Origin of the sequence: Streptomyces sp. NPDC047061, from assembly GCF_040643955.1 — a bacterium.
In the GTDB taxonomy this organism is placed as follows: Bacteria; Actinomycetota; Actinomycetes; order Streptomycetales; family Streptomycetaceae; genus Streptomyces.
Genome location: NZ_JBEYVI010000046.1, coordinates 46,373 through 65,448, shown reverse-complemented (window position 1 = coordinate 65,448; position 19,076 = coordinate 46,373). Strand labels below are relative to the sequence as shown.

Here is a 19,076-nt window from a genome sequence, read left to right as displayed (position 1 = left end):
CGCTCCGAGCGGTGAAGAGGCGGAGCAGTGCATGATCACAGCCGCGGGGTTGGCCGGATACGCGGTCCTGGTGGGTGCCGTGGTGCCGCCCCTGCTGGCCAGCGCCCTGTGGGCGCACCGGGCCCCGGCTGTCGCCGTCCTGGCGTGGCAGGGCCTCATGGTCACGTTCGTCGTCGCCACCGCCCTCTCGGTGTACCACGTGGTGACGGCCGAACAGCATGTGCACGACGGAATGATCGGGCTGCTCACCGCATGCGGACTGCCCGCGGACGCCTCGTCGGCGGGCCACGCGCCCCCCACCTTCGACGACGCCCTGGCGATCGCGGCACCCGTCATGGTCGTCCTCCTGCCGGCCGGATGGCTGGTCCGGTGCGTCTGGCGGGCGCGACGTGCCGGCAACCGCCAGCTGGACATGCTCACTCTCGTCGGTGAACCCGCGCCCGAGTACGGCGCCACGATCGTCGACCACGGCATTCCCGCCGTGTACTGCCTAGCCGGACGCCGCGCCCGCGTGGTCGTCACCAGCGGCGCGCTGGACATCCTCACCGAGGAGCAACTGCGCGCCGTACTGGAGCACGAGCGCGCCCATATCGCGGGCAGGCACCACCTGTTGAAGATCCTGGTGGACGCGTTCTCGCGCGCGTTCCGCGGTCTGCCGCTCGCCCGGCACGCCAAAGAGCAGACGAACCTGCTGCTGGAGATGATCGCGGACGACCGTGCCCTGCGGCATCACTCCAGGGACGCGCTGGCGACGGCGATGTGCGAGGTCGCGGCGGGGCGAGCGCCGACGGCGGCTCTGGGCGCGGGCGGCTCGGGAGTCCTCATCCGGCTGCGGCGCGTCCTTGCGCCGCAGCCCCGGCCGCACCGCGTGGCATGGCTGGGCATCGTTGTGGCCACAGTCGTGGCTCCGCTGCTGCCCCTGACGGTGGCTTGCGTGCCCTGACTCCGGCAGGACCCGCACCGCCATCCCCGACAGGCCGGTCGAGGTACCTTCCACTGCACGGCCACCAGGGCGAGGAGCGGCACCCGGATCACCTCCGGGCTGTCGGGCGTCAACGGCGTGTGCCGGCCCGCCGGTGCGGGCGCGTACCCGCGGTTCGGCCTCCCGGCTGGTTCGCCCATATGCGGATGAAAGCTGCCGGATCGTGACGATGTGCCTACTATCTGTCGCGTGCCGCAGGAATCTGCCGGCTGCGCGAGGATGCGCAAGCCGGCCCTCGCCCTCCTCGTGGGTCTGGTGCTGATGCTCCTGGCCCACGCCGTGGCGTGCGCCGCGGACCTGGATGACGGGCACCCGCACGCCACGACCGCGGCCGCGTCGGCGGTGTACCAGGAGGCTGGAGCGAACGGCCTGCGCTCCGTGTGGGCGGTAGCGGACTGTGCCCTGGATCATGGGGCGGACGAACACGACGGGCACTGCTCCCTGTGCTGCGATCCGGCTGACCGGCCCGCCGAACTGCGCGTGCCCGCGGGGGCCCTCGTTCTCGCGCTCGCGCTGATCGCGCTGCTCTCCCTGCGGCACCGCGTGGTGGATCCCGTGGCGTCAGGCGGCCCGCCAGGGGGAGGGGATCCGGCGGCCGTGCCGAATTCCGGCGGCGCCCGTCTGCTGAACCTGGTCTGCGTCAGCCGTACGTGACCGTGCCGCCCGGCGTGCACCGCCAGGCCCTCCGGCACACACACCCGTACGGCAGACACGTGGCCTCAGCGTGAGCGGGGCCGCGGGAGGACCCCCGCATGAGTACTTCCCTGCGCGACGTCACGTCGCACGACATCACTTCGTTCCTCGCGGGACACGAACTTCCCGAACCGGCCGGGGTGCCGCGGCGCTCACCGGCCGGCATGGTCGGCAACACCCCCGTCCTGTGGATCGGGGAGCCCTTCAACCCGGCGGGCCGCGGCTTCTGGGCGAAACTGGAGGGCGCCAACCCCGGCGGCATCAAAGACCGCCCGGCACTCCACATGGTGGCCGCGGCTCGCAAACGGGGTGACCTCCGGCCAGGGGCGCCCATCGTCGAGTCCACCAGCGGCACCCTCGGCCTCGGCCTGGCCCTGGCCGGGATCACGTACGGCCATCCGGTCACCCTCGTCACCGATCCCGGCGTGGAGCCGCTGATGGTGCACCAGCTGCGCGCGCTCGGAGCGCACGTCGACATGGTCGCCGAGTCGCATCCCGTGGGCGGTTGGCAGGAGGCGCGCCGCGAGCGCGTGCGCGAAACGCTCGTCCGTACCCCATCGGCCTGGTGTCCCGACCAGTACAACAATCCCGACAACGTTGCCGCCTACGCCCCGCTGGCCCTGGAACTCATCGTGCAGCTCGGACGGATCGACGTCCTGGTCGCGGCGGTCGGCACCGGCGGCCACTCGGCGGGCACCGCCCGCACCCTTCGTGGCTTCACCCCGGAACTCAGGCTCGTCGGTGTCGACTCGGTGAACTCCACCGTCTTCGGCCAGCCTGCCGGACCCCGTCTCATGCGTGGCCTGGGCAGCAGCATCCACCCCGGCAACGTCGACCACGCGGCCTTCGACGAGGTCCACTGGGTGGCCCCGGGGGAGGCGGTGTGGGCCTGCCGCCGACTGGCTCGCGGCCACTACGCCAGCGGCGGCTGGAGCGTGGGCGCCGTCGCACTCGTCGCGAACTGGCTGGCCCGGACCGAACCGCGGCGGACCCGGATCGCGGCGATCTTCCCCGACGGCGTGCACCGCTACTGGAACACCGTCTACAGCGACCAGTACTGCCGCGCCCACGACCTCGTCCGCAGCGTCCCCGCCACCGAGCCGGACGAGATCGCGCACCCGGGTGAGTACACGGTGGAGCGATGGACCCGCTGCACCGACGTCACCGTGCCGGAAGGGGCCGTGCGATGAAGTCCCTTGTCACGCAGTTCCGTTCGTTCAGCGGATGCAGCCGGCTGCTGATGATCCAGCAGTTCACCATCAACACCGCCTTCTACATGCTCATGCCCTACCTCGCCGTCCACCTCGCGGACGGCCTAGGGCTGGCCGCCTGGGCGGTCGGTCTGGTGCTCGGGGTGCGCAACTTCGCCCAGCAGGGCATGTTCCTCGTCGGCGGCACGCTCGCCGACCGGCTCGGCTACAAGTCGGTGATCGTGACAGGTCTCGTGCTGCGGACCGCCGGCTTCGGGCTGCTCGGCTTCGTCAGCTCACTGCCGGCTCTGCTCGCGGCGTCGGCGGTGACCGGGTTCGCGGGCGCTCTGTTCAATCCCGCCGTCCGTGCGTATCTGGCGCAGGAGGCGGGGGAGCGGCGCGTGGAGGCCTTCGCCGCCTTCAACGTCTTCTACCAGGCCGGGATGTTCGTGGGGCCCCTTGTCGGACTCGCGCTGTTGTCCGCCGACTTCGGGCTCGTCTGCTCCGTGGCCGCCCTGCTCTTCCTTGCCCTGACGGCAGTTCAGCTGCGCATGCTGCCCGCACACGGGGGCACATCGCGGGCCGAACCCGGCGGTGTGCCGGCCGGCTGGCGCACGGTCGTCGCCAACCGCCCGTTCCTTCTCTTCGCCCTGGCCATGATCGGTTCGTACGTCCTGTCCTTCCAGGTCTACCTGGCACTGCCGTTGCAGGCGCACCGTGTCGCCCCGGACCGGGGCGACACGGTGACCACAGCCCTGTTCGCGGTCTCGGCCGCGGTCGCCGTGGCCGGCCAGCTGAAGATCACCGCATGGGCACGGGCGCGCTGCTCGTCCCAGCGCGCCATCGTCTACGGCAGCGCGCTCATGGGTACGGCCTTCCTCCCTCTGCTCATCGACACCGGCACGGCGACCCGCACCTCCGGTACGGCGGCCTGGGCCGTGACACTGGCACCACTGTTCGCGGCGGTGGTCCTGCTCGGACTGGGGACGGCGATGGTCTACCCGTTCGAGATGGACACCGTCGTCTCCCTGGCCGGCGGACGCCTCGTCGCCACTCACTACGGGCTGTACAACACCGTGGCCGGCCTGGGCATCACTCTGGGCAACCTGACCACCGGCGCCGTCTGGGACGCCGCCGACCGTCTGGGACGTCCGGAGCTGACCTGGTGGGTGCTCGCGGCGACGGGCGCGTTCTGCGCCGGCTGCGTCGCACTGCTGGCGCGCTCGGGCCGCCTGACCGCGTGCGCCGAACGGGAGCTCACGGCGGTGGCATCGTGACCGTGCTCGGCGCCGGGATGGATCGAGGCCGCTCACCGGAGCATCGCCTCACTCGCCGACCGGCGAACGTGAGATGACCGCCCCCCCGTGGCGACCGCACTGTCCGAACCGCCCAACGCCGAGATCGCCGCGTGGCTCCGAGTAAAGGCCTCGTCATGTGCGTCCCCTGCGACTGAACGGTCCGCCATCCACGAACGTACTAAGGGCATCAGTAGATAACCCGTGTGACAACAAGGGAGAACTCCGTGTCCCGGCACCGCATTGCCCTCGTCATGGCCTCGGGCGTCGCCTCGGCGCTGCTGCTCACCGCGTGTGGATCGTCCAGCGGCAGCTCCACGGACACCGGCGCGGCCGCACCGGCGGCCTCCGCGCCCGCCGGGACCACGGCACCCGCCGACGGCGCAACGTCCACCCCGAGCAGCGGCGCGGGTCATATGGTCAGCACGAACATGCTGATGTCCAAGACGATGTCCGGCATGGGGGCGGTGGTCACCGACGCCGAGGGCTTCACGCTCTACCGCTACGGCAAGGACCAGGTGAACATGTCGATGTGCACCGGCGACTGCGCGCAGACCTGGATGCCGGTCATGGCCGACGGCACCCCGCAGGGGATGGGCGTGCAGGCCAAGGTCGGCGTCATCACCCGAGACGACGGCATGAAGCAGATCACCCTCGCCGGGTGGCCGCTGTACCGCTACATGGGCGACACCAAGGCCGGCGAGATGAACGGCCAGGGCAAGAACGGCACGTGGTTCGCCGTGACACCGGCGGGCGAGAAGACGGCCGCCTCGGGGTGACGGGCGCTGCGTGCCCTGCGGAGGCCGGTCGTCGGGCGATGCCGTGTACGTAGCTCGCTTAGTAGAACCATATACCCCAGTGGGTATAGTGGGTGGGTCGTGTCAGACAGAACAGGGCGCGGAAGGCGATGACGACAGCCACAGACCGGCAGGCCGGACCACGAGGCGGCGCTGCGCGCTGCGCGCGGGCCGTGGTCGTCGCGCTGCTCGCCGCACTCGCCGTACTCGTCCACCACGACACGACGTCCGCTGTCACGCCCGCCCACTCCATGAGCGCGATGGCCGGCATGGATCACACCTATGTCGCCATGACCCCGGCGGCCGGCATGGATCACACCCACGCCGCCATGAATCCGCCGGCCGCCTCGGTCGCGCACGGCACGGTCCTGAGGACCGCGTACCCGACGACGGGCGATGAGGGCGGCGCCTGCTCGGGTCCCGGCATGCAGCACTGCTCGGCCGGGGACACAGGCACGGCGAAGATCCTGCCGCCGCCTGCCGCTGTCACCGCCGTCCGGTCGGATGCCTTCCCTTCCCTGCTCACCCAGAGCGATCCGACCTGGACGTCGTACCGTGCGCCCCCGGATCTCTCCGTCCTCTCCCGGCTGCTGATCTAGGCCGGATCCCGCGAGCCGCCGCCGCGTCCCCCTGGGACGCGAGCGGTGCTGCCCGCGCGCGGTCCGGCCGACGGCACATCGAGTAGAGGACTCCTCACGTGAACGACATGAACAGCATCAACCGCCGCTCCGTCCTGCTGGCCGGGCTCGGCGTCGCGGGCGCGGGTGCGCTCGCCGCGTGCAGCAGCGGCTCCGGCGGCTCCACCCCCTCCCTGGTCAGCCCCGATGGCGCGGCGGTCGCCGCCGCCGAGAGGAAGCGCAGGACCACCGGCAGGACGCAGCAGGTGACCCTGACCGCCGCGCGAGCCAAGCTCGACCTCGGCGGCGGGGTCATGGCGGCCAGTTGGGCCTTCAGCGGCCGAACCCCAGGCAAGGAACTGCGGCTGTCCGTGGGCGACACACTCGCTGCCGAGCTGTCCAACCAGCTGCCGGACAGGACCACCACCTCCATCCACTGGCACGGCATAGCCCTGCGTGCCGACATGGACGGCGTACCCCCGGCCACCCAGGCCGCCGTACGCGCCGGCAGCAACTTCACCTACCGCTTCGTCACCGACGCCCCCGGCACCTACTTCTTCCATCCGCACGTCGGCGTCCAGCTCGACCGGGGCCTCTACGCCCCGCTTGTCGTGGAAGACCCCGAGGAACCGCTCCAGTACGACGACGAGTGGGTCGTCACCCTCGACGACTGGGTCGACGGTGTCACCGGCACCCCCGATGAGGTCTACGCCGAGGTCAGGCAGGGCATGGGGGGCATGGACGGGATGGACGGGATGGACATGGGCAACATGAGCATGAACGGCGGGAGTTCGGACGCGAGCGCCTCGCCGTCCGGCTCTGGCGGCATGTCGATGAAGTTCATGGCCATGGGGGCCCGGAGCAAGCTGCTCGGTGGCGACGCGGGCGATGTGAAGTACCCGTACCACCTGGTCAACGGACGTGTCCCGGCCGATCCGGGGGTGTACACCGGCAAGCCGGGCAATCGCGTGCGGCTGCGCATCATCAACGCGGGCGGCGACACGGCCTACCGGGTGGCGCTCGGCGGGCACAAACTGACCATCACCCACACCGACGGATACCCCGTTCGGCACCAGCAGGTCGACGCCCTGCTCGTCGGCATGGGTGAGCGGTACGACGTCCTGGTCACCCTCGCGGACGGTGTCTTCCCGCTGGTCGCCCTCGCCGAGGGCAAGGATGCCAACGGTATGGCGCTGGTCCGAACCGGTTCCGGCAGCGCACCGATGGCGACCGTCCGCCCGGAGGAACTCGACGGCATGATCATGACCGCCGCTCAGCTGAAGGCGGCGGACGACGTCCGGCTGGCGACGAAGAAGGCCGACCGGGTGCACCGTATCGAGCTGACCGGCAGCATGGGCAGGTACGACTGGGGCATCAACGGCAAGCGGTTCGACATGAGCAACCCGACCGCGAACCCCATCCTGGTCGAGCAGGGCGAGCGGGTCCGCCTGGACTTCGTGAACAGGACGACGATGTGGCATCCGATGCACCTGCACGGCCACACCTACCAGCTCGGCAATGATGGTCCGCGCAAGGACACCACCATCGTGCTGCCGAAGAAGACGGTGTCCGTCTACTTCGACGCCGACAACCCGGGCCAGTGGATGCTGCACTGCCACAACGCCTACCACGGCGAGGCAGGCATGATGGCGCTGGTGGCCTACCAGGCCTGACGAAGGTCAGACCGGACTCCTCCGTCCGCACCGCTTTCGCCGTGCGGACGGAGAAGCCGACGGCTTCGGTCGTCTGCGCGCGGCGCGTCGGTGTCACCCGTCTCCTTGCCGTCCGAGTTCCGCGAGCGGCCGACGGTCCGCCGCCAGGCGGCAACGAGGAAGTAGCCACGATGACGACGTCGGTCCAGGACCTCCCTGGGCGGGAAAGATGGTCAGTGCCGCCCCGCCTTGGCCGATGACTTTCCGCGCGGGTTCGTCGCCGAGGTCCGTCGGCTGCGGTTCGCGCACGCCCACTTGGCGGTCGATTTCCTGCCTGCCCGTCAGCCGGCCCGTGTCCCACCCGACTGGTCGAGAACTTCGCGTCCGAATCTGCCGGCGTCTCGGAGACGACGTCCGCCCTGCTCCTGTTGACGTCAGCAGCGAGCGGGGAGCCAGGGGCGACGTACTTCCGCTCTCCCACGCGTATCCGGCCTGCGCGACCCTGTCCTCCAGCAGCGCCAGTTACGTGTCGGCGCGTCTTCCCGCGTTGCGCAGGGCCTTGCGGAGCGCGGTGATCTCGGCGGAGGACATCTGGTCCACGAAGTGGGTCAGCGCCACCGGGCGGTCCTCGCTGGCGCTCAGGGCGTCCTCCATGAGGGCGGCCGAGTACTCCTCCCGAGTGCGGACCGGTTCGTAAAGCCAGGCCCGGCCGTCCTTCTGCTCGCGTACCAGCCAGTCTTTGCTGTGGAGGATGTTGGCCACGGTCATCACGGTGGTGTAGGCGACGGGCCGGGTCCGATTGATGTCGTCGACGATCTCGCGCACGGTCGCCGGGCGCCTCCACCTCCACAGACGGTCCATGATCTCCGCCTCCAGATCACCCAGCCGTCGCATGCCCAGCGTCTCCTTCTGCACCGCGGTAATAGGAGTCATCGTAAAGGCTGCAGTACGGCCGGTGGGGTGGCCCGAGTGAGGACGAGTCCGCCGCGGCCGCCGCGAGCCTGCCGACGGGGTGATGTGCTGTCGTCGGCCGGAACCTGGAATACCGCGCACCTCAAGAACACCTCTTCACCAGTACGACTTCTGGAGCGGAGCCTCTGTGCGTTGGAAAGGGAAATGTGTCCATCCAGGAAGCGTTCGGGGCGCTGGCGGGACGCAGGGAAATCGGAAGTGGCTGCCGCGGCCTGTCCTGCCCGCCACTGCTGTGGTGGGTGGCCGAGTGGCGGACGATGACCAGGGTGCTGGGCGCCTCATAGATCACGGCGTAGCAGCCGCGACCTCGGGGCGGCGAGAATCGGCCCCTATGGAAAGCGGCACAAAGGGACACTCGGGGTGCGCGGAGACGACTGTGGACGTTCACCCCGTTCCGTACGAGGTACTCGTCCTTTGGCGCGGGGGACGGGGGAAGCCCAGCCCGCGCGGGGCCGACACGACGTCAGTGCCGTCCCAGACGTGGATGCCGGAGCCATCCCACCTGAGCGGGGCCGACGCCACCGACGTGAACGGGGTCTTTCCGCCAAGGGTTCTGAGAACGCTCAGCCCGTTGGACCTCGGGCCGTCCTGAGGCGCATTGTGCGGAACAGCCGCCCCGTCATGCCCGGACGTCGGTACGTGGTGATCGCGGGCGCGTTGGCGGCGTCGGCCATCAGCACGGCCCGGCCGTGGCGTTCGACGAGGGTGTCCAGGACGAAGCCGCGGACGGCACGGGACAGGCCACGGTCGCGGGCGTCGGGGTGGGTGACGACGCCCGCCAGGTATCCGCAGCCGCGCGCGGACCACGCGTCGGCGGCCACGGCGAGTGGCTCGCCGTCCGGATCGGCGACAACTCCCGCCCGCCGATGAGCACTCGCCCCCGGCTTGGCGTAGGAGCCGGGAAAGAAGCGGTCGAAGAGTGGGCCCGCCCGCAGCGCCTGGTCGGCGTCCAGCCACTCGATCTCCCCGGACACCGTCCCGGGCCGGGAGTCGGTCTCCGTCCAGAGGTAGTGGTGATCAGCCTTCGGGGCCGGCCGTTGCGCGGTGAGGCCGTCGATCGACCGGGCCTCCCCGAGGGGCTCGGGCGCCCCCGGACCGGCGACGGCCACCGCCGGGAGCGGAATTGTCTCGCCCGAATTGATCGACAATACCTTTGACGAATTCAACGAGATCACTGTCTTCATCATTCCAGAGGCGGTCGCGCGACGATATCGATTCTCACTGTGCGCCAACCCCTCCGTCCCCGAGCTCAATGCCTTCGCAATTGCTGTGGGTGTGTGCCCCCTGTTGGCGCTGCTGTTGTCAGGCGGACTGCTCAACCGCGCTTTGAAACGGCATCGCCCCCAAGCTGCCACATTTCATAGTTCCCGCATTCTGCCGTGATCTCGGCCGTCGCTTGAGCGGCGGTGATGAAGTCGTCGACCACTGGCGAGGTCTGCGATGCCGCCACCGCGAGGCACACCTGGTCGGGCGCCAGATCCGGGATGGGCACATAGACGATGTTCGGATGTGAGTAGAACACGGTCGCCGAACGGGCCAGGAACGAGATGCCCCGGCCGGCCGCGACATGCTCGAGCGTTTCGTCCACCCCGCGCACCAGGTACCCGGCGTTGGGGTGCGGGCGCCTGGTGGGCTGCGTGCTCGGGTCGGCATGCCAGACCAGCGGCTCGCCGGCCAGGTCGGCCTCGGTGATCTGCTCCTTGCCGGCCAGTCGGTGGCCGGCGGGCAGCACCGCCACCCGCGGCTCGGTGTACAGGGGGGTGACGCGCAGGCCGGCCTCGTCGACGGGCAGCCGCACATAGCCGACGTCGATATGGCCGTCGAGCAGCATCGGGGCCTGGTCGTCCCCTTCGATCCGTTGCACGTCCACGACCACGTCCGGGTGCCGGGCCTCGAACGCCCGCGCCGCCGGGATGACCGGGATGCCGGCCCGGAAACCGACCATCAGCCGCCGGCTGCCGCGGGCGGCTGATGACACCCTGCGGCGGACCGCGGCCGCGGAGGCGAGCAGCGGACCGGCGTCGGTCAGCAATTGTCGGCCCGCGTCGGTCAGTGCTACGCCGTGGCGATCCCTGGTGAACAGCGAGGCGCCGAGATCCTGCTCGAGCGCGCGGATCTGCCGGCTGAGCACCGGCTGCGCGATATGTAGCTCATCGGCGGCGCGGCCGAAGTGCAACTGGTCGGCCACGGCGGCGAAGTAACGCAATTTGCGCAGGTCCAGATCCATGGGGTCTCCCAGTCCGGTGATGCCTTCAGGGTATCACCACGACTAAAAGAAGTCTTGGACACCCACTCGGGCCAATGGCAGCCTGAACAGGTACCTATTGGGGCCGAAGCGAATCCGGCACGGGAATTCGACATCGGAAATTGATAGCAGGGTCCAGGCTCAGGATGGGCGCACTGTTTCGGATGCCCGTCAATTCAACGGAGTGATCGTGGGAAAGCTCGATGGCAAGGTAGCGGTGATCACCGGCGGATCCACCGGCATGGCACTGGCCGGCGCCAGACTGTTCGTCGAGGAAGGAGCGCACGTCTTCATCCAGGCCCGGCGGCAGGGAGCGCTGGACGACGCCGTGAAGCTGATCGGCCGCAACGTCACCGCCGTCCAGGGTGACGCGGCCGAACTGGACGACCTGGACCGCTTGTACGACACCGTCAGGCGGGAGAAGGGCTCGATCGACGTGCTGTGGGCCAGCGCCGGGACGGGCGAACCCGCCGTCCTCGGCGAGATCACCGAGGAACAGTTCCACCGCGCCTTCTGGCTCAACGCGCGCGGCACTCTGTTCACCGTGCAGAAGGCGCTGCCGCTGATCAACGACAACGGCTCGATCTTCATGACCGGATCCAACGCCTCCCTCGGCGCCTTCCCCGGCTGGAGCCTCTACGCGGGAAGCAAGGCCGTCCAGCAGGCCTGGGCCCGCGTCTGGCTCAACGAACTGCGCGACCGCAAGATCCGGGTCAACGTCCTGACCCCCGGCCAGGTCGCCACCGCCAAACAGGAAGAACTGTTCGACGAGGCCGCCAAGGCCGCATTCGAGTCCCTCATCCCCCGCGGAGAGATGGGCCGCCCCGAAGAAATCGCCACCGTCGCCCTGTTCCTCGCCTCCGACGACTCCAGCTACGTCAACGGCCTGGAACTGGTCACCGACGGCGGCACCACCGCCATCTGAACCACACACCGGGAACGCCGCGGCAGCCGGCCCGGAAACGTCGCGGCCGACGCCCTGCGCCTGACCCTGCACGAACGAGACAGAGCGACATCTCGAGAACGGGAAGAGAGCACACCTCATGAGCAGCATCACCCTCATCGGCACGGGGAACATGGCCCGTACCATCGGCACGCTCGCGGTGGCGGGCGGCAACACCGTCGAGGTCATGGGACGCGATGAGTCCAAGGCCGCTGACCTGGCCAAGGCTCTGGGCGGCGGCGCGACGACGGGCAAGTGGGGCGCCGTCCCGGCCGGGGACATCGTCATCACGGCCCTGTTGTACGACGGTGTCGTTCCGGTCGTCGCCGAGTACGGAGACGCCCTCGCGGGCAAGGTCGTCGTCGACATCAGCAACCCCTTCAACGCCACGTTCGACGGACTGGCCCACAGCGAGGAGACCTCGATCGCGCAGGAAGTCGCCAAGGTGGCCCCGGCCGGCGCCAGCGTCGTGAAGGCGTTCAACACCATCTTCCGTAACGTCCTGGAGAAGGGCCGGCCCGACGTCTTCGTCGCCGGCGACAACGCGCAGGCCAAGGCCGGCGTGGCGGCATTCGTCGAGAGCCTCGGGCTGCGCCCGCTGGACGTCGGCGGCCTGAAGATGGCGCACTGGCTGGAAGGAGTGGGCCTGGTCACGATGGGCCTCGCCGGCCACGGGGTCGGCCACGGGGACTTCGCCCTCGGCGTCTACGAGTTCACCGGCTGAGCCCCGGGGCCGAGCAGTCGGCGAGCAGGGCGCCGTGCGCCCTGACCATGGTTGACCCGGCCGGGGACATCGTTGTCCCCGCCGTGCCGTACGCCGGCGCGACGGCGGTGGTGCGTGAGTACGGGGACGCACTGTGGGGCAGGGCCATCATCGACATCACCGACCCCGTATACCCCGATTTCCAGGGCTTTGTCACCCTCGACGGCGGTTCCGGCGCGCGGAAGACCGCCAAGGCCGCCCCCGCCGGCGCGCCTGCCCTACGGGCGTTCAACACCCTGTTCTCCCATGTTCCGGCGGTCGGCCCGGCCGAGGGTCGCCTTTTGGACGCGTTCATCGCCGGCGGCGACACGCAGGCAGAGACACGCGTGTCGGCGTTCGTCGAGAGCCTGGGACCGCGGCCGATGGACACCGGGAAACCGGCTGTGGCGCGGACACGGGAGAACGTCGCCCTGTAGCAGCCGGGCCTTTTGCCCGCTCCGTCAACACACCGACTTCTTCCTCGGCGTCAGCGTTCTCGGCTGAGCGCACCCGCACCACCACTTCTCGCGCCACGTCACCCCGGTGGATCTGCGGCACGGGGAGAAGCCGCCCCTCCACCTACTCTCACCAGGAGCAGTCGCATGCGTGTTTTCGTCACTGGCGGGACCGGCCATTCCGGTTCGTACATCATCCCCGAGCTCATCGCCGCCGGACACGAGGTCACCGGCCTGGCCCGGTCGGACACGGCCGCGGCGGTGGTGTCCGGGCTCGGTGCGAAGGTGCGTCGCGGCGACCTCGAGGATCTCGACGGCCTCAAGGAAGCGGCCGCGGACTCCGACGGTGTCATCCACGTCGCGCACAGGCAGGACCTGCTTCCCTCCGGCGGGATCGATGCCGTGGCCGACGCGGAGCTCCCGATCGTGCTCGCGTACGGCGAGGCACTCGCGGGAACCGGAAAGCCGCTGGTCGCGGCGGGGAGCATAGGCTCACCCGGGCAGCACCTGGGTCGGCCGGTCACCGAGGAGGACCCGGCCCTTCCCGGCGGCGATGAGCACAAGGGCACCCTGCGGGTTCGCAACGTCGTGGAAACCGCCGTGATCGCCCTCGCCGACCGGGGAGTGCGGTCCTCGGTCGTGCGGATCGCCAACATCGCGCACAGCACGACCGATCGTGCCGGCTTCCTCGTGCAGCTGATCGCGCTCGCGAAGGAGAAGGGTTTCGTCGGCTATCCCGGAGACGGCGCGAACCTGTGGAACGCCGTGCACGTCCGCGATGTCGCCTCCTTGTTCCGCCTGGCGCTGGAGAAGGGGCCGGCCGGCAGATACTGGCATGCGGTCGGAGACGGGGCCATCCCGCTCCACGAGATCGCCGAGGCCATCGCCGGCCGTCTGGGCCTGCCGGCCGTGAGCGTTCCCGCGGACGTACTCATGGTGCCGGGATACTTCGGGTTCCTCGCGAACATAGTCACGCAGAACTACCCGGCGTCCAACCTCATCACCCGCCGGACCCTCGGCTGGGAACCCGCTCAGCCCGGCCTGCTGGCCGATTTGGACAACGGCCACTACTTCTCCGCCGGCTGACGGCAGGGACCCCCATCACAACCGGGTCCGGCGCATGACAAGGGTGCGGCTCTTCCGGAGGGACGCGGAGAACATGACGACTGTGGGATTCATCGGAAGCGGATACATCGGCGGTACCGTCGCGCGGCTCGCCGTCGAGGCCGGGCACCGGGTCGTGCTCAGCAACTCGCGCGGTCCCGAAACGCTCGCGGACATGGCCGCGGAACTGGGGCCCCGGGCGTCCGCGGCGACGAGCGGGGAGGCCGCGGCGGCCGGTGACATCGTCGTGGTCACGGTGCCGGTCAAGGCCTTCCCCCACGTGCCCGCCGTGCCCCTGGCCGGGAAGACGGTCATCGACACGTGCAATTACGGCCCCGAACGAGACGGACACATCCCCGAGCTCGACAACAGGTCGCTCACTTCGAGCGAGCTGCTGCTGCGGTACATTCCGGCCGCCATGCTCGTGAAAGCGTTCAACAACATCTTCTTCAAGCACCTGCGGTCACTCGCCCGCCCGGCGGCGGCCGACCGCTCGTACCTGCCGATCGCCGGGGACTCCCCGCCGGCGAAGGCGGCGGTGACCGAATTCATCGAATCCATCGGGTACGGCGTGGTGGACGCGGGACCGCTGGCCGACAGCTGGCGCCAGGCGACGGGCACGCCGGTGTGGGGGAGCCCGTACGGGCCGTACTCGGACGAGGAAGGCCGGCCGGCCGACGAGGACACCATCCGCGCGGCACTTGCCGCCGCAACGCGGTAACCGCAAGCCGGCGCGGATCGCGGTACAGCCCGACCGTGTCATGGCCCCGTCCGGTAGGTGTCGGGCGGGGCCATGACGCAGAACTCGTCGCCGTCCGGATCCGCCGGGATGTGCCATGTCCTGCCGCTCTCGCGGACCGGACGCCCGTGAGCACGGCGGCCTCCGAGTCGGTGACCCGGCGGACCTCGATGTCGGGACATGGGCTGTCCCGGAGTGTGGTGGGCCGTCAGGTGGCAAACGCGGTGCGCAGGGTGGCGGCCATCAGCTCGATGGCCTCCTTCCCGGCCGGCACCGGGCCGGCGTGGGTGAAGTAGTGGTCGACGCCCTCGAAGACACGGTGGGTGACCGGGACGCCCGCGGCCTCCAGCGCCTTGGCGTAGGCGTCGCCCTCGTCGCGCAGTCGGTCGTGCTCCGCGGTGATGACCAGGGCCGGCGGCAGCCCGGCGAGGTCGTCGGCGAGTCCGGGCGAGACCAGCGGGTGGGCGAGGTCGGCGGGATCCGGGACGTAGGCGGCGGTGAAGACCCGCATGAGGCGCGGGGCGAGCAGCGGCTTCGGAATCGGGGAGTGCTTGCTCGCGGGGTCGGCGAGCTGGTCGAGCGGTGCGGAGTCGATGATCTGGAGCAGAGGCGAGAAGGTGTGCCTGTCGCGGGCCGTACGGCAGACCGCGGCGGTGAGGTTGGCCCCGGCACTGTGCCCGCCGACGGCGAGCCGTGAACCGTCCCAGCCGTGGGCGGGGCCGTTCTCGACGACCCATGCGACGACGTCGTAGGCCTGGGTGACGGCGGTCGGATACGGCCGCTGCGGGGCGACGGCGTAGTCGACGTTGACCACCACGCACCCGGCCGTGGCGGCTATGCGGCGGCAGATGTGGTCGTCCTGCTCGGGGCGTCCGACGATGAAGCCGCCGCCGTGGAAGTTGACGTACACGGGCGCCGGGGTGTCGGCGGTGGCCGGCGGCCGGTAGACGGTGCAGGCCACCGGGCCGGCGCCGGTCTCCACCCGAAGGGTCTCCGTCTGCTTCGGAACGTCGGTGAAGCGCAGGCCCTCGTGTACGCGGGTCATCATCCCGCCGAGCAGCAACTGGATGCCTCTGGCCTGGATCCGGGGACTGAAGGGCATGGTCGACCCGCCTATCGCTGCAACTTTGAACTAACAGGATTCCTGATGATGAAGGATAGGCCTGCGTCCCGCAACGGGTCGGCCCCGATGCCGCCGCGGAGGTCTGCTCGGGGCCGACCGGTCCCAGGGCACGGGAGCCGCCGGCCGGTGCCCTGTCCTCGAGGGCGGGGCGCGCCGGCGGTCCGGGGCGCCTCACCGCCCGCGCCGATGACGAAAAGTGCTGCCTGCACGGAGGACGGCGGACACGTATCGGGAAAATGCGGAGCCCAGGTCTCTCCGCCGTATCCCGGGTAGTGGCAAGCGCTGCGGGACTGCGCGTGGGATGCCCGGTCGCACCAAGTGACCCTGACCGGACCCACGCGGAGCGGCGCGACCCGGGTCGGCTACGAGGTGACGGTCACGGACCCGCGCGCGTTGTAGACGACGGCATCCTCGCGTTCGCCGTAGGCCTGGAAGACCGTGACCGCCTCGTCACGAAGCACGCCGGACACGACCTGGATGCCACGCTGCTCGAACTGCTCGGCCCAGTCCTCGCGCATGGGGCCCTCGTCGAAGCCGGTCAGTCGTTCCACCTCGGGACCTTCTCCGGCGATGACCAGACGCCGGATGCCGGACCACATCGCGGCGCCGTAACACATGGCGCAGGGGCGCCAGTTGACGACCAGTTCAAGATCAGGGCCGCCCGGGGCGCCGAGGTCCCATGCACCCAGCCGGGTCTGCGCGAGGGAGAGGGCGACGACTTCGGCGTGGGTGGAGGAGAGCCCTGACGACAGGACGAGGTTGACTCCGGCCGATACGAGTCGTCCGGTCCCCGTCTCGACGACCAGGGCGGCGAACGGCCCGCCGGTGTCCTCCCGGTGGTTGCGTTCGGCGAGACGGTTGGTGAGACGGACGCGGTCCTCGTCGGTGGGCAGGGTCTCGGGCACGTCGGCCAGTTCGCTCAGCACCCATGGGGGGAGTTGGGCGCCGAACGTGGTGGCGAGGGCGGAGGCATCCATCGAGCAGGTCTCCAGGTGCAGGCGGGTCGGGTTCAGGTGCCCGGGCGGATGTCGGGCGCGAAGCGGGCCAGGGCGAGGGTCTCGATGGCAGCGATGATGTTGTACGCCAGTGCGGACACGGCGGTGAGGACGGCGACCGAGGCCCAGAGGTGGTCGTAGTCGAAGGTGGAGGAGTCCTTGAGCATGGCGTAGCCGAGGCCTTGTCCGGTGGAGAGCCATTCGGCGAGCATCGCGCCGATCAGGGCTCCGGGGACGCCGACGCGGGCGCTGGCGAAGAACGCGGGGACCGCGCTGGGCAGCATGACCTTGCGGGCGACGGTCCAGCCTCCGGCGCCGTACGCGCGGCACAGGTCGGCGGCCTGGCGGGAGGCGGAGCGCAGGCCGAAGGTCATGGTGACCAGGGCGGGGAAGAAGACGATCAGGCCGCTGATGACGGTGGTGGCCATCAGGCCGCGGCCGAAGACGAGCGTGATGAGCGGGGTCATCGCCACCAGGGGCACGGAGCGTACGACGACGGCCATCGGCAGCAGCGCCTGCTCGACGCTCCGGAGGAGGACGAAGACGACCGCCACGCCCACCGCCGCCGCCAGCCCGGCGACGAAGCCGAACCCGGCGTCCAGCAGCGTGCGGCCCAGACCGGACGAGACCAGGGAGCGGTGGGCGCCCGCGTCCGCGCCCGTGAACAGGTAGTGGAAGATGTCGACCGGCGACTTGGCCACCAGCGGGTCCAGGTCGTAGACCTGCAGGAAGACGATCCACAGGACGATGACGGCCGCCATCGTCACGATCACGTTCAGCAGCGGGCGCAGCACGCCCGCCGCGAAGCGCAGCGCGGGGGCCGTCCGCGGCTGGGTTGCGGTGCTCATGCGTGTCCGCCTTCCACTGTCGTCGTGCGCGACCACGGCAGGGCGTAGCGGGCGACGATCCCGACCGCGCCGTACGCGACGCCTGCCACCGCTCCCGAGACCAGGGCGATGCCCCAGGTGCGGGGCACGTCGAGCTGCTGCTGGGCGATGGTCATGGCGATGCCGAGGCCGCTGTCGACCCGGCCGAGGTACTCGCCGATGATCGCGCCGAGCAGCGCCGCCGGACCGGCGATCTTGAGTGCGGCCAGCGTGCTGGGCAGTGCGGCGATCAGGCGGACCCGAAGCATCTGCTGCCAGCGGCCGCCGCCGTAGGCGCGTACCAGGTCGAGGGTGGTGGGATCGGCCGAGCGCAGTCCGAGCAGTGCGCCGATGAGGGTGGTGAAGAAGACCGAGAGCCCGGCCATCGCGGACATCGGCTTGTCCCCGTCGAGGACGAGGGACAGGATCGGGCCGATCGCCACGATGGGCAGGCAGTAGGAGGCCACCGCGATCTGCGTGATCACCCGCTCCAGTACGGGCACCAGCAGCACCAGCACCGCCAGGCCCAGCGCCAGCGCGTTGCCGATCAGATACCCGGTCAGGGCTTCGCCGACGGTCTGTTCGACATGCGGGCTGTAGAAGGTCCAGCCGTCGTCGAACACGCTCGCCACGACTGCCCACGGGGTGGGCACGCCGTCCCCGGTGCCGACGACCGTGGTGGACAGCAGCGACCACGCCCCGATGAGGGCCGTGATGCCGACGGCCCCGCCGGTCCAGGCGGAACGCCGCGCACTCACGACGCCACCGCCGCGGGACCGGGGGTGTCGGCGGAGGCCTCGGCAGGGGCGTCGGCGCGGCCGAACAGGAGTTCCGACAACTGGTCGGCGTAGGCGTGGAACTCGGGCGAGCGCATCATCTCCGGGGTGCGCGGCCGAGGCAGGTCGATGGTGACGACCTCCACGATCCGGCCGGGCCGGGGGGACATGACGGCGACGGTGTCGCTGAGCAGCACGGCCTCGTTGATGGAGTGGGTGACGAGCAGGGTGGTCACCGCGCGGGCCTGCCAGATGCGCTGGAGTTCGAGGTTGAGCCGCTGACGGGTCATGTCGTCCAGCGCGCCGAACGGTTCGTCAAGGAGCAGCACCTTGGGGTCGACGACCAGCGAGCGGGCGATGGCGACGCGTTGCCGCATGCCGCCGGAGAGCTGGGCGGGGCGGGCCTTCTCGAAGCCTTCGAGGCCGACCAGCCTGATGAGGTCGGAGATCGCTGCCGGGTCGGGTTTGATGCCGCTGATCTCCAGCGGGAGCCGGATGTTGGCGGCGACCGAGCGCCACGGCAGCAGCGCGGCGTCCTGGAAGGCTATGCCCAGGTGGTGCCGTTTGCGGGCCGCCTCCGGGTCCTCGCCGTGTACGAGGGCCGTACCGGAGGTCGGGCTGTCGAGCCCGGCGAGGATCCGCAGGACGGTCGACTTGCCGCAGCCCGACGGCCCGAGCAGCGACAGGAACTGGCCCTCGGCCGTGTCCAGATCGACGCCGGCCAGTGCGGGTACGCGCTGTCGGCCGAGCTTGAACTCCTTGCTCAGCCCACGCAGGGACAGCCCGGTGCCGGCATTGACCGGGCCTCCCGAGTCGTCGGACGGCTCGGGAACGGCTGCTGCGGTACTCATCAGATGGTGACCTCTGTGTGCGGTGCGGGTACGGGAAGC

20 protein-coding genes are annotated in these 19,076 nt (G+C 70.3%); 12 read left to right on the top strand and 8 right to left on the bottom strand.

Features of this window, described 5'->3' with window-relative positions; all coding sequences use genetic code 11:
* The first annotated feature begins 31 nt into the window (after positions 1-31).
* From ABZ887_RS42435 to ABZ887_RS42405, 7 genes are all read left to right on the top strand, one after another.
* Complete coding sequence (locus ABZ887_RS42435; protein ID WP_361302745.1) at positions 32-943, top strand: M56 family metallopeptidase; 912 nt, start codon at positions 32-34, stop codon at positions 941-943.
* A 228-nt stretch (positions 944-1,171) separates the two neighbouring features.
* Positions 1,172-1,636, top strand: coding sequence for a hypothetical protein (locus tag ABZ887_RS42430; protein ID WP_361302742.1), 465 nt, complete (start codon positions 1,172-1,174; stop codon positions 1,634-1,636).
* Positions 1,637-1,734: 98 nt separating this feature from the next.
* Entirely contained in the window at positions 1,735-2,865 is a 1,131-nt protein-coding gene (locus ABZ887_RS42425) for a PLP-dependent cysteine synthase family protein (protein ID WP_361302739.1), read from the top strand.
* Complete coding sequence (locus ABZ887_RS42420; RefSeq protein ID WP_361302736.1) at positions 2,862-4,142, top strand: MFS transporter; 1,281 nt, start codon at positions 2,862-2,864, stop codon at positions 4,140-4,142. Before ABZ887_RS42425 ends, ABZ887_RS42420 begins: the two co-directional genes overlap by 4 nt.
* Positions 4,143-4,387: 245 nt before the next feature.
* A complete protein-coding gene (locus tag ABZ887_RS42415; protein ID WP_361302733.1) occupies positions 4,388-4,939 on the top strand; it encodes a hypothetical protein in 552 nt (183 codons plus the stop codon).
* A gap of 128 nt (positions 4,940-5,067) precedes the next feature.
* The gene (locus tag ABZ887_RS42410) at positions 5,068-5,556 is read left to right on the top strand and encodes a hypothetical protein (protein ID WP_361302730.1); all 489 of its coding nucleotides are present in this window, start codon (positions 5,068-5,070) and stop codon (positions 5,554-5,556) included.
* Positions 5,557-5,663: 107 nt separating this feature from the next.
* Complete coding sequence (locus ABZ887_RS42405) at positions 5,664-7,247, top strand: multicopper oxidase family protein (protein ID WP_361302810.1); 1,584 nt, start codon at positions 5,664-5,666, stop codon at positions 7,245-7,247.
* A 501-nt stretch (positions 7,248-7,748) separates the two neighbouring features.
* On the opposite strand, the gene ABZ887_RS42400 is transcribed toward ABZ887_RS42405, so the two are convergent.
* The 3 genes from ABZ887_RS42400 to ABZ887_RS42390 form a co-directional block, all read right to left on the bottom strand.
* The gene (locus ABZ887_RS42400; protein ID WP_361302727.1) at positions 7,749-8,120 is read right to left on the bottom strand and encodes a BlaI/MecI/CopY family transcriptional regulator; all 372 of its coding nucleotides are present in this window, start codon (positions 8,118-8,120) and stop codon (positions 7,749-7,751) included.
* A gap of 641 nt (positions 8,121-8,761) precedes the next feature.
* Positions 8,762-9,307: a GNAT family N-acetyltransferase gene (locus ABZ887_RS42395; RefSeq protein ID WP_361302724.1), complete on the bottom strand. Its 546-nt coding sequence runs from the start codon at positions 9,305-9,307 to the stop codon at positions 8,762-8,764.
* A gap of 206 nt (positions 9,308-9,513) precedes the next feature.
* Positions 9,514-10,425: a LysR substrate-binding domain-containing protein gene (locus ABZ887_RS42390; RefSeq protein WP_361302721.1), complete on the bottom strand. Its 912-nt coding sequence runs from the start codon at positions 10,423-10,425 to the stop codon at positions 9,514-9,516.
* A gap of 208 nt (positions 10,426-10,633) precedes the next feature.
* Here ABZ887_RS42390 and ABZ887_RS42385 point away from each other — a divergent pair, with 208 nt between their 5' ends.
* The 5 genes from ABZ887_RS42385 to ABZ887_RS42365 all read left to right on the top strand — a co-directional run bounded on the left by ABZ887_RS42385 (position 10,634) and on the right by ABZ887_RS42365 (position 14,408).
* Entirely contained in the window at positions 10,634-11,368 is a 735-nt protein-coding gene (locus tag ABZ887_RS42385) for an SDR family oxidoreductase (RefSeq protein ID WP_361302718.1), read from the top strand.
* Positions 11,369-11,486: 118 nt separating this feature from the next.
* Positions 11,487-12,110 (top strand): NAD(P)-binding domain-containing protein, encoded by a 624-nt coding sequence (locus tag ABZ887_RS42380; protein WP_361302715.1) that lies wholly within the window; start codon positions 11,487-11,489, stop codon positions 12,108-12,110.
* A gap of 83 nt (positions 12,111-12,193) precedes the next feature.
* Positions 12,194-12,565 carry a hypothetical protein gene (locus tag ABZ887_RS42375; RefSeq protein WP_361302712.1) on the top strand — a complete coding sequence of 124 codons (372 nt, stop codon included), beginning with the start codon at positions 12,194-12,196 and terminating at the stop codon, positions 12,563-12,565.
* A 165-nt stretch (positions 12,566-12,730) separates the two neighbouring features.
* On the top strand, positions 12,731-13,669 hold the full coding sequence (locus tag ABZ887_RS42370) for an SDR family oxidoreductase (protein WP_361302709.1): 939 nt from the start codon (positions 12,731-12,733) through the stop codon (positions 13,667-13,669).
* An 82-nt stretch (positions 13,670-13,751) separates the two neighbouring features.
* Entirely contained in the window at positions 13,752-14,408 is a 657-nt protein-coding gene (locus ABZ887_RS42365) for an NAD(P)-binding domain-containing protein (RefSeq protein WP_361302807.1), read from the top strand.
* Positions 14,409-14,634: 226 nt separating this feature from the next.
* On the opposite strand, the gene ABZ887_RS42360 is transcribed toward ABZ887_RS42365, so the two are convergent.
* The 5 genes from ABZ887_RS42360 to ABZ887_RS42340 all read right to left on the bottom strand — a co-directional run bounded on the left by ABZ887_RS42360 (position 14,635) and on the right by ABZ887_RS42340 (position 19,037).
* Positions 14,635-15,528, bottom strand: coding sequence for an alpha/beta hydrolase (locus ABZ887_RS42360; RefSeq protein WP_361302706.1), 894 nt, complete (start codon positions 15,526-15,528; stop codon positions 14,635-14,637).
* A gap of 383 nt (positions 15,529-15,911) precedes the next feature.
* Positions 15,912-16,526, bottom strand: a complete 615-nt coding sequence (locus ABZ887_RS42355) for a nucleoside deaminase (RefSeq protein WP_361302703.1) — start codon at positions 16,524-16,526, stop codon at positions 15,912-15,914.
* 32 nt (positions 16,527-16,558) lie between these two features.
* Positions 16,559-17,392 (bottom strand): ABC transporter permease subunit, encoded by an 834-nt coding sequence (locus tag ABZ887_RS42350; RefSeq protein WP_361302700.1) that lies wholly within the window; start codon positions 17,390-17,392, stop codon positions 16,559-16,561.
* Positions 17,389-18,168 (bottom strand): ABC transporter permease subunit, encoded by a 780-nt coding sequence (locus tag ABZ887_RS42345; protein ID WP_361302697.1) that lies wholly within the window; start codon positions 18,166-18,168, stop codon positions 17,389-17,391. The genes ABZ887_RS42350 and ABZ887_RS42345 overlap by 4 nt, the downstream gene beginning before the upstream one ends.
* Entirely contained in the window at positions 18,165-19,037 is an 873-nt protein-coding gene (locus ABZ887_RS42340; protein WP_361302694.1) for an ABC transporter ATP-binding protein, read from the bottom strand. Before ABZ887_RS42340 ends, ABZ887_RS42345 begins: the two co-directional genes overlap by 4 nt.
* Positions 19,038-19,076 lie beyond the last annotated feature (39 nt).